Annotated in this window: 17 protein-coding genes and 2 pseudogenes; 14 read left to right on the forward strand and 5 right to left on the reverse strand. The window is 69.3% G+C overall.

The genetic code is table 11. The features are described from left to right. The first annotated feature begins 26 nt into the window (after positions 1-26). The 8 genes from OG965_RS00715 to OG965_RS00750 all read left to right on the forward strand — a co-directional run bounded on the left by OG965_RS00715 (position 27) and on the right by OG965_RS00750 (position 5935). Entirely contained in the window at positions 27-614 is a 588-nt protein-coding gene (locus OG965_RS00715; protein WP_371656807.1) for an SAF domain-containing protein, read from the forward strand. Next, positions 614-1441: a hypothetical protein gene (locus tag OG965_RS00720; RefSeq protein WP_371648012.1), complete on the forward strand. Its 828-nt coding sequence runs from the start codon at positions 614-616 to the stop codon at positions 1439-1441. The genes OG965_RS00715 and OG965_RS00720 overlap by 1 nt, the downstream gene beginning before the upstream one ends. Then, the gene (locus tag OG965_RS00725) at positions 1431-2918 is read left to right on the forward strand and encodes a CpaF family protein (RefSeq protein WP_371648014.1); all 1488 of its coding nucleotides are present in this window, start codon (positions 1431-1433) and stop codon (positions 2916-2918) included. The genes OG965_RS00720 and OG965_RS00725 overlap by 11 nt, the downstream gene beginning before the upstream one ends. After that, positions 2915-3862, forward strand: a complete 948-nt coding sequence (locus tag OG965_RS00730; RefSeq protein WP_371648016.1) for a type II secretion system F family protein — start codon at positions 2915-2917, stop codon at positions 3860-3862. Before OG965_RS00725 ends, OG965_RS00730 begins: the two co-directional genes overlap by 4 nt. Continuing rightward, positions 3859-4743: a type II secretion system F family protein gene (locus OG965_RS00735; RefSeq protein ID WP_371648018.1), complete on the forward strand. Its 885-nt coding sequence runs from the start codon at positions 3859-3861 to the stop codon at positions 4741-4743. Before OG965_RS00730 ends, OG965_RS00735 begins: the two co-directional genes overlap by 4 nt. 39 nt (positions 4744-4782) lie before the next feature. Next, the gene (locus OG965_RS00740; RefSeq protein WP_371648020.1) at positions 4783-4998 is read left to right on the forward strand and encodes a hypothetical protein; all 216 of its coding nucleotides are present in this window, start codon (positions 4783-4785) and stop codon (positions 4996-4998) included. Between the two features lie 77 nt (positions 4999-5075). Next, positions 5076-5420: a TadE family protein gene (locus OG965_RS00745; protein WP_371648022.1), complete on the forward strand. Its 345-nt coding sequence runs from the start codon at positions 5076-5078 to the stop codon at positions 5418-5420. Further along, the gene (locus OG965_RS00750; protein WP_371648024.1) at positions 5417-5935 is read left to right on the forward strand and encodes a TadE/TadG family type IV pilus assembly protein; all 519 of its coding nucleotides are present in this window, start codon (positions 5417-5419) and stop codon (positions 5933-5935) included. The genes OG965_RS00745 and OG965_RS00750 overlap by 4 nt, the downstream gene beginning before the upstream one ends. Positions 5936-5955: 20 nt before the next feature. On the opposite strand, the gene OG965_RS00755 is transcribed toward OG965_RS00750, so the two are convergent. Both OG965_RS00755 and OG965_RS00760 read right to left on the reverse strand, forming a co-directional pair. Continuing rightward, a complete protein-coding gene (locus tag OG965_RS00755) occupies positions 5956-6291 on the reverse strand; it encodes a hypothetical protein (protein WP_371648027.1) in 336 nt (111 codons plus the stop codon). Between the two features lie 36 nt (positions 6292-6327). Next, positions 6328-6861, reverse strand: coding sequence for a DUF4262 domain-containing protein (locus OG965_RS00760; RefSeq protein WP_371648028.1), 534 nt, complete (start codon positions 6859-6861; stop codon positions 6328-6330). Between the two features lie 176 nt (positions 6862-7037). Between OG965_RS00760 and OG965_RS00765 the strand changes: the two genes are divergently transcribed. The 3 genes from OG965_RS00765 (at position 7038) to OG965_RS00775 (ending at position 11314) form a co-directional block, all read left to right on the forward strand. After that, positions 7038-7493: a pilus assembly protein TadG-related protein gene (locus OG965_RS00765; protein ID WP_371648029.1), complete on the forward strand. Its 456-nt coding sequence runs from the start codon at positions 7038-7040 to the stop codon at positions 7491-7493. After that, positions 7490-10930: a hypothetical protein gene (locus OG965_RS00770; protein WP_371648031.1), complete on the forward strand. Its 3441-nt coding sequence runs from the start codon at positions 7490-7492 to the stop codon at positions 10928-10930. The genes OG965_RS00765 and OG965_RS00770 overlap by 4 nt, the downstream gene beginning before the upstream one ends. A gap of 258 nt (positions 10931-11188) precedes the next feature. Beyond that, complete coding sequence (locus tag OG965_RS00775) at positions 11189-11314, forward strand: hypothetical protein (RefSeq protein ID WP_371648033.1); 126 nt, start codon at positions 11189-11191, stop codon at positions 11312-11314. An 87-nt stretch (positions 11315-11401) separates the two neighbouring features. On the opposite strand, the gene OG965_RS00780 is transcribed toward OG965_RS00775, so the two are convergent. Next, positions 11402-12037 carry a hypothetical protein gene (locus OG965_RS00780; protein ID WP_371648035.1) on the reverse strand — a complete coding sequence of 212 codons (636 nt, stop codon included), beginning with the start codon at positions 12035-12037 and terminating at the stop codon, positions 11402-11404. A gap of 722 nt (positions 12038-12759) precedes the next feature. After that, positions 12760-13410, reverse strand: a complete 651-nt coding sequence (locus OG965_RS00785; protein WP_371648037.1) for a hypothetical protein — start codon at positions 13408-13410, stop codon at positions 12760-12762. Positions 13411-13472: 62 nt separating this feature from the next. Between OG965_RS00785 and OG965_RS00790 the strand changes: the two are divergent. Continuing rightward, positions 13473-13577: pseudogene (locus tag OG965_RS00790) on the forward strand (helix-turn-helix domain-containing protein); the annotation flags it as partial. A gap of 135 nt (positions 13578-13712) precedes the next feature. Here OG965_RS00790 and OG965_RS00795 read toward each other — a convergent pair. After that, complete coding sequence (locus tag OG965_RS00795) at positions 13713-13889, reverse strand: hypothetical protein (RefSeq protein ID WP_371657181.1); 177 nt, start codon at positions 13887-13889, stop codon at positions 13713-13715. A 22-nt stretch (positions 13890-13911) separates the two neighbouring features. Here OG965_RS00795 and OG965_RS00800 point away from each other — a divergent pair, with 22 nt between their 5' ends. Both OG965_RS00800 and OG965_RS00805 read left to right on the forward strand, forming a co-directional pair. Then, entirely contained in the window at positions 13912-15072 is a 1161-nt protein-coding gene (locus OG965_RS00800; protein WP_371648039.1) for a hypothetical protein, read from the forward strand. A gap of 441 nt (positions 15073-15513) precedes the next feature. Next, positions 15514-16314 (forward strand): annotated as a pseudogene (locus OG965_RS00805) (phage minor capsid protein); the annotation flags it as partial. Between the last annotated feature and the right edge of the window lie 97 nt (positions 16315-16411).

Raw genomic sequence — 16411 nt, forward strand, 5'->3', positions numbered from 1 at the left:
CGGCGCGCAGGCGGCGCCCCGGCGTCATGGCGCTGTCCCTGGCGCTGATCGCCGCCGGGGGTGCCGGAGTTGCGGTCCTGCTGCTGCAGGTCGGCCACCGCACGGAGGTGGTGACCGTGGTCCGCGACGTCCAGGTCGGCCAGGTCCTGAGCGAGCACGACCTGGGCAGGGCGTCTCTCGCCCTGGACCCGGCCGTCAAAGCGGTGCGCGCCGACAACCTGGCATCGGTGGTGGGCCAGCGGGCCGCCGTCGAACTGAGGCCCGGCTCCCTGCTCGCCCCCACCCAGGTGACGAAGGACCTGCTGGTCAAGCCGGGCGAACAGCTGGTGCCGATCGGTTTGGAGCCCAAGCAGATCCCCGCCACGGGGTTGGTGGCAGGCCAGAGGGTACAGCTGGTGCACGTCCCAGCCCCGGGCACTGCCGATGCGGGCAAAGTGTCGGAGGCCGCGCCGAAGACCCTTGTGGGCCGGGTCGTGAAGGCCTCGGGCGCCGCGCCCGGCACGGGGATCGTGGTCGTGGACGTGGCCACCGCCGCGACCGACGGCCCCACCGCCGCCGCGTGGGAGGCGGCCGGCACGCTGCGCCTGGTGTTGGCCGCTGCGGAGGGTCCGTGATGGCGGTGATCGCCCTCGCGGGCTGCAGCGGGGCGCCCGGCGTGACCACGACCGGCCTGGCCCTGCTGCTGGCGTGGCCGCTTCAGGCGGGGCGGCGGATGATCCTGGCGGAGTGCGACCCGGACGGCGGCGCCGTGGCACACGGCCTGCTGCAGGGCACGCTCGGCGACCGCTACGGGCTGCGCAACCTCTCGGTGGCCGCCCGCAAAGGGGAGTTCAGCGACGCCTTCTGGCGCCAGCTCATCGACCTGAGCCGCACAGACGGCCAGGGGAAGTCGCCGCGCGAGCGGCTGCTGCTGCCCGGCATCACCGACCCCGCGCAGGCCGCGAGCCTGGGACCGGTGTGGACGGTCCTGTCTGAGATGTTCCGGGGCATCGACACCATGAGCGGCCACGACGTGCTCATCGACCTCGGCCGACGCGGCGCGTACGGGCCGAGCGGGGTGCTAGCCGAGCAGGCCGATACCACGGTCGTGGTGGCCCGCAACACCCTGCGCGGTCTGCAGGCAGCCCAGGGCCGGGTGCGCGCCCTGCGAGACCACCTCGGTGACGTCAGCGTCCTGATGATCAACGAGGGGCCGTATCCGGTGGGTGAAGTGCGGCGCGTGCTGCAGGTGCCGGTGACCGCCACGCTGCCCTACGCGCCCGTGGAGGCCCGCGTGCTGTCCGACGGCACCGAAGCGCCCCGCCGGTTCACCAGGACGGCGCTCATGAAGGCCGCCCGCACCACCAGCCAGGTACTCATCCAGCAGGCCGCCCTGCGCCGGAAGCGCCTGCATCCACGCGACCCGCGCGCAGCGGACGGGGAGGCAACCCATGCACGCTAGGCCCCTGCACCCCGACCCCACCGTGGCACCACTGCCCCAGGAACACACACGCCAGACCAGCGGCACACCCGCACCCGCGGGCTCCGCCTCGGGCACGCGGCGGCCCGGAGCGGCGGCCCCCGCCGTCACGGTCGACTACCGGGTGGTCCGGGAGATCGGGTCGCAGGTGGCCAAGCACCGCGAGGAACTCCTCAAGTCCCGGCCGGACATGGACCGGGCCAGCGAGGAACAGCGCTGCCTTCAGTGGATCGCCGAGGCCGTCGCGCTGTGGTCAGACGCCCAGGCGATGGCACCGGCGCAGGACGAAGCGCTGCGGCGCGCCGTGTACGACCTGCTCTTCCGCGCAGGCCGGCTGCAGCCCTACCTGGACGATGACCGGGTCGAGGACATCCTCATCCAGGGCCCCGGCGAGGTGTGGCTGGACTACGGCGACGGCGAGCGGCGCCGGGTGGGGCCGGTCGCGGACTCCGAGGAGGAACTGCTGGAGCTCTTGCGGGAGCTGGCCCGCGGCTCCGGGCACAGCGAGCGCACCATCTCCACCGCCAGCCCGACGCTGGCTCTCTCCCTGGGGGACGGCTCCCGCCTCCAGGCCATCACGGGGCTCGGGCCGATGACGTACGCGGTCATCCGCCGCCACCGCATCTCCCACGCGGATCTCGACGACCTGGTGCGCATGGGCACCCTCGATACGGTCCTGCGTGACTTCCTCGGCGCCGCCGTACGGGCCGGGAAGAACCTGATGATCGCGGGGAAGCAGAAGGCCGGAAAGACCACGCTGCTGCGGGCGCTGCTCAAGGAGTTCGACCCGCACTGCCGGTTCGCCACCATCCAGAGCGAGGACGAGCTGTTCGCCCACGCCAACGGCTACCACTCGCAGGTGGTGTCGTTGGTGGGCCGCGAGTCCAACGGGGAGAAGGACGTTGCCGGGCGCGGCGCCGGTGAGGTCACGCTGCTGGACTTGATGCATCCCGCTTTGCGGATGTCGCTGGAGCGGATCGTGGTCGGCGAAGTCCGCGGGCCCGAAGTCGTCGCGATGATGCAGGCGCTGACGAACGGGTCGGGCGGCAACTTGTGCACCATCCACGCCCGGCGGCCCAACGTCGTCTTCGACCGGATCGCCGAGCTGTACGCGCTCGCCCAGGGCAATCTCTCCGAGCAGCTCGCCTACCGGCAGACCGCCAACGGCCTCGACTTCATCGTCTACGTGGACATGACGGACGAGACGCAGATCGGCGGGCGCCGTCACCGCTACGTCTCCCATGTCCTGGAGGTGACCGGAATCGGTGAGAACGGGCGCCCGGCCACCAATGAGGTCTTCTCCCCCGGCCGCGAGTGGGGCGAGCTGCGGGCCGTGCCGAGGATGGCCCCGGGCTGCATCGACGACCTGCGCCGCACCGGCTTCGACTCCGCCCTGCTGCAACAGCCCCACGGGGCCTGGGCACAGCCACTGGCGCTGACGCTGGGGGCGACCCGATGACCTGGTTGTTCGCCCTGCTCAGCGGAATGGCCGCCACCAGCGGGCTGATCGGCGTTGTGGCCGGTGCCACGGGCACCACGGCGCCTCGACGGGCCCCGCTGCGCCAGCGCTGGCAGGCGGTGCTGCGCGGCGGACGCCCTCAAGGCGAGGACGCCCGGCTTGGCAGGCGCACCCTGATGGCCGCAGGGGGTCTGATCTGCGTGGCCGTGTGGCTGATCAGCGGGAACGTCGTCGGCGGTGCGCTGCTGGGCGCGGCCGTCATCGGCGTGCCCTGGCTGATCACCCCCGCGCGGATGGCCAAGGAGCACATCGGCCGCCTTGAAGCCCTGAGCGAGTGGACCCAGCGCCTGGCCGGTCTGCTGCGGCTGGGCATGGGCCTGGAACAGGCGATGATCACCAGCCGTCAGGGGGCGCCGGACGAGCTCACCCCGGAGATCGTCGCCCTGTCCGACCGGCTGCGGCTGGGCTGGCGACCTGAGGGAGCGCTGCGCGCGTTCGCCGATGACCTGGACGATGTCACTGCGGACAAGGTGAGTGCCGCGCTCATCATGTCGGCGGGCGACCGTGGCCCGGGCCTGGCGCAGGCCTTGGAGGACCTGTCGGGCACCGTCCGCGAAGACGTCGCGAAGAAACGTTCCATCGAGGCGGACCGGGCCAAACCGCGCACCACCATGCGATGGATGACGATCATCACGCTGGGGGTCGTGGTGGCGGGGTTCTTCGTGCCGTCCTACACAAGGCCCTACTCCACGCTGCTGGGGCAGCTCGTCCTCGCCCTCCTGACGTGCGGGTTCGTCGGCGTGCTCGCCGCGGCGCGGCAGCTCGGCTCCTTCAGGCGTATCCCCCGCTTCCTGGTCACCGACCCAGCCAGCACCGTCCGCCTGCCGATACCCGCACCAGAAATACCGGAGACCGCCCACACGCCAGAAGGAGCCGCCCCGTGAACCTGCTCCCCGTCGTGGTGAGCGGCGGTACGGTCGGCGCCGGCCTCGCGCTCCTGGTCCGCGAACTCCTCACACCCCAGCCCGCGCTGGGACCAGCCCTTGAACGCAGTGCCCCGGCGGACCTGACGGCGCCGGAGCCGCAGTGGGACCGCGAGGAGAGATGGGGCCGGTGGCTGCTGGCCCGCCTGCAGCGGCTGCCGGGCGTGCGGGTCCCCGCCACCGACCTGGCCCTGCTCGGGCAGGGGCCGGGCCAGTTCATGCTCAAGAAGACCGCACTCGCCGGCTTCGGCCTGCTCGGCCCGGCGATCGCGACGATTCCTTGGATCATCGCGGGCGTGGGCCTGCCGTTCTATGTCCCCGCAGGTGCCGGACTCCTCGCCGCGGCCCTGCTGTTCCTGATCCCCGATCTCGCCGTACGCGACCAGGCCAAGCGGGCGCGCGAGGAGTTCGCCCACGCTCTGTCCGCCTACCTGGACCTGGTCGCGCTCAAGCGCGCCGCCGACGCCGGCCCCGCACAAGCCCTGGAGAAAGCCGCCACAGTCGGCGAAGGCTGGCCTTTCCTGTACCTGCAGGGCGCGCTGCGCCGGGCCCGGCTGGAGAAGATCCCGCCCTATCAAGCACTCACAGAGTTGTCCGCCCAGTACCGCCTGCCCGTCCTGGACGACATAGCCGACATCATGCGCGGCAGCGCCACCGACGGCGCCGCCGTCTACAAGGCACTGCGGGCCCGCAGCGCCGCCCTCAACGCCGAACTCCTGGCCGCACAGGCCGCCGAGGCGAACACGGCCAGCGAGAAGATGACCGCGCCGGGCGCCCTGCTCGCCGTCCTGGTGATGCTGCTGATGGCGTTCCCCGCGGTGATCCGCATGCTCGCCCTCTGACCACTCCAGCTCGTTCAACGCTCCAAAGAGGTGGGAACCATGACGCACATCGCAGCCCGCACCCGCCGTGCTGTGCTCCAGCTGACCACGCACGTGCGGGACGGCGTTCGCGAGGGTGGCGGCTGGCCGGACCGGGGCGACATCTCCATCACGACCGTCATCATCTGGCTGGCCGCTGTCACCGGCGCCGTCCTGGTCGCCGGGACCATCGCCGTCGTGATCGCCAAGTACAACGGCAGCCTCGGCGGCCTGTGATGAAACACCCCACGCGGCTGACAAAAGGGTGGCAGGGACGACGTTGGCGCAACGACCGCGGCGATACCAGCATCCAGATGTCGATCATCTTCCCGTTCGTCCTGCTCGCCACGCTCGCCGTCATCCAGGCTTCCCTGTGGTTCTACGCCCGCCAGATCGCGTTGACCGCGGCCCGTGAGGGCCTCACCGCCGCCCGCGCCTACCAATCGCCCCCCGCCGATGGAGCGGCCCGGGCGCGTGGCGTGCTGGGGCGCAGCGCCGGGGACAGCCTGCGCGGCTACAGCGTCGTCGCCACCAGCAACGGGCAGCGGGTGCGGGTGCGGGTATCGGGCACGGCCCTGTCGATCCTGCCTGGTCTGCCGGGTCTCCGGGTGACGCAGTCGGCGTCCGGGCCCCTGGAACGCTGGGTGGCGAGACCGTGAAACAAGGTCTATGCGCGGCCCGTTGGGCCCGCCAAGGACACGGCGATGAGGGCAGCGCAGCGATCGAGGCGGCCATCATCCTCCCGGTACTGATCATGTTCTTGTGTCTGGCTGTCGCGGGCGGCCGGATCGTCACCTCCGGCGCGAAGCTCGACGCGGCAGCCCAGGACGCGGCGCGCGAAGCCTCGATCCACCGCACAGCGGCAGCGGCCCAGAGCGCCGCGCGGTCAGCGGCTGATGAGTCCTTGCAGGACCAGGGCATCGCGTGCGCATCGACCAGCGTCAGCATCGACACCGGCGGTCTGCGCGTGCCGGTCGGTCAGGTCGGCACCGTCACGGTCACCGTGACCTGCACGGTCCCCCTGGCCGAACTCCTGCTGCCGGGCCTGCCAGGAGCCAAAACGCTCACTTCGACGGCGACTTCGGTGGTGGACCAGTACCGGCAAAGAGCTCTTGGGTTCGCGAATTCTGAAGTGCCGTGGAGTACGAACCGAAGTGCGGGTGCTGAGCGGTGAGCGCGCGAGGGTACTTGGGTTCACGCTCCGCGCGTCGAGCGTGCTCGAGCTCTTGCCTGGCAGGCGGACCGTGCGGTGAGCCAGACGGTCTCAAACTCTCCGACGGTGAGTTCCTGCGGATCGTGGGGCTCCCACTCATGGACGGGAACCTCCGCCGTGACACCGAAGGTCGCCTCGTAATCTGCAAGGGTTCCGGCCTGTTGGGCGGCTTCCCACTCGGTCAACGAGGCAGCGGCGATGGGCTTTTCGAGCGGTCCTTGGAGTTCAACCTGACGGGTGACCCAGCCGTCGGCGTCGACCTCAATGTAGAACCAGGTGTCTTCTTCAGCCCAGTGGCTGCGAAACCAGCGCGTCATGACGTCATTGTCCGTGATGGCGCCTCGGTTGCCTCTTCACAGATCCTGCGTCCAGACCCCGACGGGGTGTTCGTCGGGACGCAGCGACAATTGGGGTTGGCAGTCCAGGAGGTCTTCTCCTCCAGGCTGCCAGGGGAAGGCTCCGTCACGGTTGGGCCAGACGGCTTGGAGGAACGGGAACGGCGGCTTGCGGTAGTAGCCGATTGCGGTACCGAAGAACGCCTTGTACCAGCGGTAGTCGACGCCCTTGAGGACGACCCGGACATTCGCGATGTCGTACAGCTCCTGGTCAGCTTCCCAACGTTGTCCCTCGACAGCCCGTCGGGCGAGGTCGTTGAGGAGTGTCTGCATCCGCGAGATGTCCAGGCCGAACATCGCCAGCTCGGGTATCCGGTGCTGGTGCCACAGGCCGATGGTGTACGCCCAGCCGGGTCCCTGGTCGTCGGCGGGGACCATCGTGACCTGCCACCCATGCTGATGAATGATCTCGGCGGTCGACTGACTGCCGGGGTCACGTTCCTTGATGTCCTGGCAGACGATGCAGTGGCAGGCGGCGCGACCGATGGACATACCCGGGAGGTTACGGGAGCAGCGCGGCTTCGCGTCCAGCGGGAGTGGCCGGGCAGACAAGGATGCCCTTCCCCACCGGCGGGGCCATGGGCTCTCGCCGTCGTCGATGTGTCACCCGCTCCGGCAGCAGCGGTCGTTGCCCATCCGGCCTCTCTTGCGCGACGGGGTGAGTGAGGATGTCTCGTTTGAGGCGTGTACGCCGAGCCCGGCGGGACGACCGGGGAGGGGTCACCGTGTTCGTCGCCGTGTGCGTCATCGCGCTGATCGGCATCATCGGCGTCGCTGTCGACGGCGGCAGCACGATGCGTGCCATCGAGCGCGCGGACTACCTCGCAGGCGAGGCCGCCCGGGCGGGCGGGCAAGCCCTGAGCCCTGCCGATGCGATCAGCGGCAGAGCCATCGTCGTGGATCCGCAGGCTGCGGTCGCGGCAGCCCAGGCGTACCTGCGCTCCGCCGGTGCCACTGGGACGGTCAGCCTGTCCAGCGATGGCAAGTCGCTCACGGTCACGATCACCGCCTCCTGCCCCACGAAATTCCTCACCGTGGTGGGCATCGGCTCTCTGCCGGTGGCCGGCCATGCAACGGCCACCCTCCTGCATGGCGTCGAAGCCCCAGAGGGGCAAGGAGAATGATGCGCACCACCAGCTCCCTGCACGCCGCATCCCCGGGCCGCACGCTGGCGCGGGCCCTCACGGCCGTGCTGGGTCTGCTGGCCCTGGTGGTCACGGTGATCGGGCTGCCGATCCTCCTGGCGTGGGCCACCCCGGCCATCTGGGCTGCCACCCACGACGACGTCGTACACCTGCTGGACCGACAGGACACCGGCGCAGTGTTCCTTCTGCTGCTCGTCACGGCCGGCTGGGCCGCGTGGGGGCAGTTCACGTTCTGCACCCTGCGGGAACTCATCGCGCAGGTGCGGGGCCGTGCCTGGCATGTCCCGCGTGGAATGGGCGCCTCTCAGCGCGCCGCAGCCCTGCTGGTCGGCAGCATCGTGGTGCTCCTGCCCACCAGCTCCGCCCTCGCCTCCACCGCACCCACCGGGCAGAGCACCACGGCGGCCCGCCTGCCCGGGCAGACCCTGCCACCGCAGGCCACCCAGACCGAACACGGCACGCCGCCCGCAGCGGCAGCCGGAACGACGTACACCGTGCGGCAGGCGCGGCCCGCCCAGAGCCTGTGGGGCATCGCCGAGCAGCAGTTGGGCGACGGTGAGCGGTGGCGGGAGATCGCCGAGCTCAATGAGGGCCGCACTATGGCCGACGGCACCCCATTCCGGACGAACGGCTTCCTCCAGCCCGGCTGGCAGCTCCGAATGCCCGGGACCAGCGCCGAGGAAGGCACCCGTACGCACCGAGGGGATAGCACCCCTGCTCATGTCCAGGGCGAGCGCGCCGTCACGGTCCACCCGGGCGACTCCCTGTCGAAGATCGCGGCGGAGGAACGCGGCGACGGGAACCAGTGGCCCCGCCTCTTCGAGTCCAGCCGGGGCACACCACAGCCCGGCGGCCTCCCCACGATCACCAACCCGGACATCATCTACCCGGGGCAGCAGGTGACCGTGCCCAGCGCCCCACGCGCCCAGCCTTCCCAGCACCATGACCGGGACGCGGACACCGGCAGTCGACAGGCCGCTCCCCCAGCCACCCAGAAACCCGAGGGTGCGCAGAAGCCGGGCCAGAGCCCAGGCGACGGGGCCGGCCGCGCGCCGAGCCAGACCAACATGCCTGCTCCCCACGCCTCGAACGCCAGCCCGCCGTCCCCTCGCCCGGCGCAGCCCGGGCAAGAGCAGGCATCGCCGCCCACCAACACCTCCACCGCGCCCCGGGCCAGTACAACGCCCCCGACCGCTACGCCGCTGCCCCCAGGTCAATCGTCCAGCACCCCTACATCCCCGCCCGCCGCTCCCGGCCAGGGCACCCCGGCGACGGCTTCCGCCGGCAACCCGCTGAACCAACGCACCGTGCTCGGCGCCGGCGCACTGCTCGCGGCTGCTGTCACCGGCGCGCTCGGCCTGCGCCGCACCCTGCAGCGCCGGCGCCGTAAACCTGGCGAGACGATCGCCATCACCCCTCAGACATCCACTGCCGAGGCCCAGTTGTCGGCAGCCGCCGACACCGACGGCGCACCCCGTCTGGATACGGCCCTGCGCACCCTCGCCCACCACCTGGCCCAGCAGCACGACGACACCGCCCCGCTGCCAGTGCTGCGAGCCGCCCGGATCGGGACCCGGACCATCGCAGTACTGCCCGAGGACCACGATCAGGAACCGGTCGCGCCCTTCACCGCCGGGCAGGACAGCTGGTGGGTCCTGCCCGCTGACGCCCCCCTCCTGGACGAGGAAGCCGCCCAGGACATACCACCGCCCTATCCCGCACTGGTCACCATCGGCAGCGCCACCGCGGGCGACCTGCTGCTTCTCAACCTCACACAGTTACCCGCCCTGCTGCTGGACGGCGCCCCGCTCCACATCACCGAGGTCTGTACCTCCGTCGCCCTCGAACTAGCCATGAGTCCCTGGGCCGCCGACGCCGAGATCGTCACCGTCGGGTTCGGCGACGAGCTACCGCAGCTGCTGCCCACCGCACGGATCACCCACCTGCGCCAAGCCACCCATGCGCTGCGCGACTTGAGCGAATGGCTGCTGGAAACACACCAACTGCCGGACACAGCACATCATCCCTATGTGCTGCTGTGCGCATCTGCGCTGGACCCGGACACCTCTTGGCAGTTCGCCGACCTCCTCGACAGAGCCAGCTCCCTCCCCGTCACACTGATCGCCCCGGCGAACACGGCCTCCGGCCACTTCCCCCAGGCGGAAACGCTCAACGCCTCCCTCGACGAACCCCAACCCCTCGACTGCACCGGCACCACGATCACCGTGCAGCGCCTCGAACACACTGCCTACCAGCAGATCGCCAACGCCCTGAGAGTGTCCGGACAGCCGCCCCACCCGGCCGAAGGAGCCTGGCAGGAGGTCCCGGACGAGCCCGGCGGACACCAGCAGACCGACCCGACACCCCCTCAGAAACCCGCTGTGCCCACAGCCGCCGCTCCCCCAAGTCCGCGCCCGACGGCGGCCACGGAGACGAACGGCGAGGTGTTCCCCGCTCTGCTCGCCGCCACCACCGATCCCTCCGGACTCCGCCTACCGGCCACCCCCGCCGCGCCGCCACGCGGTGCCGAAGCCGACCACGGTGCCGCAGCAGCAGATGCCCGGGTCCCGGCATCCCTGGCGGCCGCGACTCCCCGCACCGGACCACAGGCCACGGAGAGCCACGCCCCCGTACCCTCCAGCACGGAGGACAATGCTCCGACGGTGGGCGACACACCGGACCTGCACACCCCCGAAATCCGAGTCCTGGGCCCCGTGGAGGTGGCGGGCGTGGACAGCGCCGGCCACGGCCCGAAGCTGAAGCAACTCGCCGCCCTGCTCTACTTCCGGCCCGGGCGCAGCGCGGAAGTCCTGTGCGCCGACATGGACCCCGCCCACCCGTGGTCCACGCGCACCCTCAACACACGGCTCCAGGGCCTGCGCAGCTGCCTGGGCAGCGACCCCTTGGGCACCCTCTACGTCCCCCGACGCAAGACCCGCGACGACCCCTACCAACTCGCCCCGACCGTGCGCTGCGACTGGAGCCACTTCCTACACCTCGCCCAACACGCCCTACCGCGCGGCCCGGCAGGCCTCACCGAACTCGAGACGGCACTCACGCTGGTGCGGGGCACGCCGTTCGCCGGCCGGCCACTGCCGTGGGCCGAGCCCCTGCAACAGGAAATGCTCACCCGGATCATCGACATCACCCACACCGTGGCAGTCCACCGCACCGCCCCCGGCCCCCACCACGACCCAATCGCCGCACGCCACGCCATCATGACCGGCCTCAACGCCGACGAATCAGCCGAACTGCTCTACCGGGACTGGATGCGTTTGGAGGCTGCCTGCCGGAACCGTACGGGACTCAATAGCGCCATCACCCGCCTGCAACAGGTCAACCAGACACTCGACTGCTCCCCAGAAACGAAAACAACCGAACTCATCAACGAACTCCTCAACGCCCGCAAGGCCTAACTGATCGTTTCAGAATGAGGTGCGCAGGCGGCGGAGGCACATGAGGCTGCAGGCGGGCAGCTTGCCGTCCAGCCAACTGCGCGCGCTGCCCTGGGTACCGAGTGTTCAGCCTCGTCGCCAGTTGCCGGCGACACGGGTGTTGTCGACGCCGGAGAGAAAGCAGAAGTAGTACTCGCCACCGCTGAGTTGGTACCGGGCCAGTGCGGACGGGATCGCCACCACGTTTCCGACCTTCCGGTCGACGCCCCAGGTGACGTGGTGTGCAGCACCATCGCGGGCAACCCGAAGGACAAGGCAAAGCAGATCGACCTCGCGAACCAGCGGTTCACCTCCCCTACCCATCCGAGCGGGTTCGGCAAAGCCAAGGCCACCAAGATCAACTAGGTTGTGCGTACACACCTGTGCCACACAACCTAACTTCACGCCGAGAGCCCGACAGCCCCTTGGCTGCCGGGCTGCCATCCTCGGTGGCTACACAGGCCACACTGGCTGATCAACACGCGACCGCACGCCATGGTGGTCGAACTGCCAGTTCTGGCCGTTGGCATCGGTGAACGCTAGTACCGGCGGATAGTTCGCAATGTGGGTGGCCACGCCGGGGGTAAGAAAGAACGAGGACGACCGTCCGGGACCGATCACCGCAACGGGAGCCGTAACGCGCTGCGGGTTCCCGTCCTCGGTGCGCCCCGGGGTCATGTCCCAGACAGCGTCTGCCAGGTAGGGGCCGCACCGGACGTCGACATCGCGAATCACCTCGTCGCTGTTGTTCTGCACAGAGACTTCCCAGCAACGGCTGTTCTCGATGCCCGGGTACAGCTCTTCCGGCCCTGCACGCATGACAGCCAGCATCGATACTCGCTGGGCCTGCATCTTTGCTCTTTCCTCCGCCAAGGCGACCAGCTCCCGTTCCTGGAGGCCGAGCACCTCTGACTGTCGCTGAATGAATGCCCTTTGCTCGCCCATGAACTGAGACTGCTCGTCAATGAACGTCCGCTGCTCACCGATCTGTTGGCGCTGACTAGCGAGAGTCCAGATCGCCCCGACCGCAGCAGCGCCAGCGAACGCCGCGCCGACCCAGGTGGGCGCATCGCCCCAACTGATCGTCATGCGGGTCACCTTACGGCCGGGCGCCGCTGAGCGCCGGGAGTCAGACGGATTACAGACGCCGACCGTGGAGCGATGCCCACTGGCTACGACTCACTTCTGCTGCCACTCCCTACGGAGTCGGCGCACGGCTGTGATGGCGCGAATGCCCTTTTCAGCAAGCACCGGCACTTGATCGAGAATGTAGCCAAGGACGAGCACGCAACCCCCCAGGGCTGCCACCGTCGCAGTAGCCCAACCAACAGTCTCCACGGGCCGAGTCACCTTTCGAGCCTGGCGATCGGCACCGAGTGCGGGCAGCCTCGGCCCGACCACATTGTCTAGTGGTCGAAGCCGAGACCGCCTGTCGCAGAGGCAACGTTGTACACGTCGGGTCTCGACCCGCACCCAACCACGGTGCGCGGCGCTCATATCCAGGCAAGGCCACAAGACAGGGAGCTAGCCCCTGGCCTCTGGTCCTGCCTGTGGCTCCACAGAAGGCCGGACGTACGCGACAGCGGCCCTTGGTATTCGTGAAGTGGAGCGTTCTAACAGCCTGGCAGCTGCCTCCGGGGTTGGGGCGCCACAACAGTTGCGCCGTTATCGTTTCGTTACCTAATCCGGGAGCGCCTCTGCCGCACCCGGAAACTGCCCCCTGACACACGCCCGGTCGTCCACAGCTCGGCGGGGGCGCCAATCCCGTCAACGCCCGAGGCACGCCTCACCGTTGAAACCCGAACGCCAGGCTAGTTTAACGATTGCGGGGGCTGCCTGTCGGACTCATTCGCTTGGGGTAGTCGCCTCATCTCCTGGACCAAGGTTGCGCAGCTCTCGACATAGCTCTCGACGGTAGACACGCTCAAATCGGACTTGGCCCTTGCTAGGTGGGCCATTCTCCGCAGCTCCGTATAGAGGCCAGCGCTTAGTCCCGTCAAACCGCGTTCTACCAACTCTGCTTCTGGGCGCCACACTTCGCCACCGGCAAGGCGCGGCAGTTCTTCTCCCAGCACCTCCGCCGCGACTGTCTGCACATAGGACCACGCGAGCGCCATCCCTGCGATGGGATTCGTCGCAGCCAACTCGCGCGCCTGCGCCAAGACGTCGGGAGGACTCTCCTCTTCCTTGCGCCCTCGATGAGGTTCCTCGGGCAGCCGGCCGCTCGTGCCAGAGTCCGACCCACCAAGTTGCGTTTCCTGTTCCTCCCTGACTTTCCTCGTAAGGTCAGCGCGCCCCTTGTTGGCCTGATTGAATGCCATGCGAGCGCCAAAGCCTTCGAATGATTCAAGCCGAGTCAATAGTCCCCCGATCTGTTTTCGAAAGATCCAGACAGCCGCAACAATAAGTGCTGGCCAAATTACGGCTTGCACATATTGCAACACCACGTTGGCTGTGCCCATATACCTAGCGTGCATCCGGCCTTCCGAATTCGCCTGTTGACCGACACGCCGGAGGTGAGGCCATGGCTGGGCCGATCCGTGAACTGGATCGCAACCGCGTCCGTGAGCTGCATGCCGAGGGCAAGTCACGCAACGAGATCGCCCGCACGATCAAGCGCAGCGCGGCGACCATCTCAAAAATCGCCGGCGAACTGGGCCTCTCATTCAGCGGGGGTGCCCGGGTAGCCGCGGCCATGGAGGCTCGACGAGCCGACGCTGCCGTGCGACGCGAGCTGCTTGCCGACGAAGCACTCGACGGCTCGCTAGGACAGGTCGCCAAGGCCACCGTCGCCGAGACGGCCCGCGAGGCCCGCGACCATGCCACCGCCGCCCGCGCGCTCACCGAGGTGCACGCCAAGGTCGCCGAGCTCGCCCGACCCACCAGTACCGGCCGCGCCGGGGGAATGCTCGACCGCCTCGCCGCGCCCTGCTCGGGCCACCGGGAGGTGATGCGGACAGGGGGTGATCACCTCGACCCCGTCCTTATCCGACAAGCAACTGTGCTCGATCCGCGAGACGACCGCTCGCATCAACCTTTGGCACCGCAGCGTGCGCAGCGGGAAGACCATCGCGTCCTTGCTGCGCTTCCTGTTCGCGGTGCGCCGAACGCCGGCCTCTGGGCTGCTGTTGATCGTGGGCCGCTCGTTCGCGACGATCGAGCGCAACGTCATCGAACCGCTTCAAGACCCGCTGTTGTTCGCGGGCACGGCGGCCGAGGTTCACCACACCCGGGGCGCGACCACCGCCGTCATCCACGGGCGCACCGTGCACCTGATCGGGGCGAGTGACGCCCGGTCCGAGGGCAGGCTGCGTGGTCTGACCGCGTTCGTCGCCTACGCAGACGAGGTGACACTGCTGCGCCACGAGCCGGGCCGCATTCTGCACGGCCTCTACCAGGGAAGCCCGGACCGGCTCGGCACCCGGGTGCCCCTGACCGAGCATCCCGAGGCTGCCGTCTCGGCTGGCTCGCTTGGCCCCGAGGGCGACGCGATCGAGACCGGCATACCCGAGCTGACCGCCGCCTACGTCCCCAACATCCGCCCCAACCGCAGGCACCGCGGTTCGCCGTTCGGCCGCTCCGACTACGCCGCACCGCTCCATGACCTCATGGACGCGCTCGACGAGACATGGTCAAGCTGGATTCGCGATATCCGCCTCGCCCGTGGCCGGCTCATCGTGCCGGCCGGGTACCTGCGCGACCAAGGACCCGGCCGGGTCGCGACGTTCGACGACGACCGGGAGATCTGGCAGACCCTGAACATCCCGCCGACCGAGTCGGCCGGAACGGGGATCACCCTGTCGCAGTTCGCGATCAGGGTCGCCGAACACCAGTCGACAGCCGATGCGATCGTGCAGCAGGCCGTACGCTCGGCCGGTTACTCCGCGGGCCTTGTCCCCGAGCGGCCCCGGGTGAGCTTCGGCGACTCGGTCAGCGAGGACCCGGCGAGCACCGCCCAGACCCTCTCCCTGCTGCAACAGGCGCAGGCCGTGAGCACCGACACCAAGGTGCGCACTCTGCATCCCGACTGGGATGACACGGCCGTGCGAGAGGAGGTCGATCGCATTCTCACCGAGACCGGCCAAGCCGCCCCAGACCCGATGCAGCTCGGCGCCCTCCCCTGACACGGCCGCCGACCTAGTGGTTAGAAGAGCCGCCGAAAGAGCCGCTCCGCCCGCGCTCTGACGTCAGGGTCAGGATGCGCGAGCGCCACCGCGAGGAGAAGCACGACGACGAGTAAGGGCCCGGAAGCAGCGAATGCCTGCGTCAATTCGTTCATGGCCGAGGAGATTACGCGAGCCTCCACCGAGGCGCCCGCACCGGATTAACCCTTAAACGTTGCCTATTCCGTTTTCGCTATGTAACATTAAAAGGGTCACGCCGCCATAGCCGCAGGTCAGGTGACCAAGAGCCGCAATCACCGGCGTACCCCCAAAGGGGGCCCGTCCACTCAGGCAGCGCACTCCCGTGATGCACATCACGCGAAATTCCTTTTACTCATCTCCGAGTTTTTCGACATTTACTCGAAATGTCCTTGGGGGGTGGGCGTGCCTATTCACCAGGGAGTGGTCGAGGATCTGTCGGCCGGAGTCCGTGACCTGTACGCGGATGCCGAGCAGCGTCTGCTCGGCCTCGTGGCAAGGCAGCTCGCCGACGGCTACGAGGCCCCGGGCTGGGCCACAGCCAAACTGCGCGAAGTTCAGGCCCTGCGCCGGGGCGCGCAGGGGGTTGTCGACGCACTCGGCACGGCTATGCGGCTGGACGTGTTCGACGCGGTCGCCGAGGCGTACAACACCGGCACCCGCTCCGGTCTCGCCGAGCTCGGCGCGCTGCACGACGACGACCTGCGCCGCATCGCGGAGGTGACGCCGAACACGAGGGCGGTCGACCGGCTCGCACAGGAAACGGTCGACCTCCTCACGCAGACGCACCGCGGAATCCTGCGGGGCGTCGAGGACGGATACCGGCAGGCCATAGCCGAAGTAGCCGCAACACCGCTCCTCGGCATCGACACCCGCAGACAGGCAACCCAACGCGCGATGGAGAGATTCAGCGACCGCGGGCTGCGCACGTCCACCGACCGGGCCGGCCGCTCGTGGCAGATGACCTCTTACGCCGAGATGTCCACCCGCACCGCCGTCGGCCGCGCTGCCGTCGAGGGACACGGAGACCGGCTGCGCGCGGCCGGCCTCGACCTCGTGATCGTGTCCAACGCTCCCCATAACTGCCCGTTGTCCGACCCGTTCGAGGGCAAGGTACTGAGCCTGTCGGGGCCCGACGGGCACCGCACAGTCGAGGCCGAGCACGCCACCATCGACGGCAAGCTTGTGCGCGTGGACATCCACGGCAGCGTCAACGAGGCACGCCGCCGGGGCTTCCAGCATCCCAACTGCCGCCACAGCCTCTCGGCCTACCTCCCGGGGTCACCCGGGCGCCGGTCGAGCACTCCGAGGACCCCAACGG

It is taken from the genome of Streptomyces sp. NBC_00224, assembly GCF_041435195.1.
Classification (GTDB): domain Bacteria; phylum Actinomycetota; class Actinomycetes; order Streptomycetales; family Streptomycetaceae; genus Streptomyces.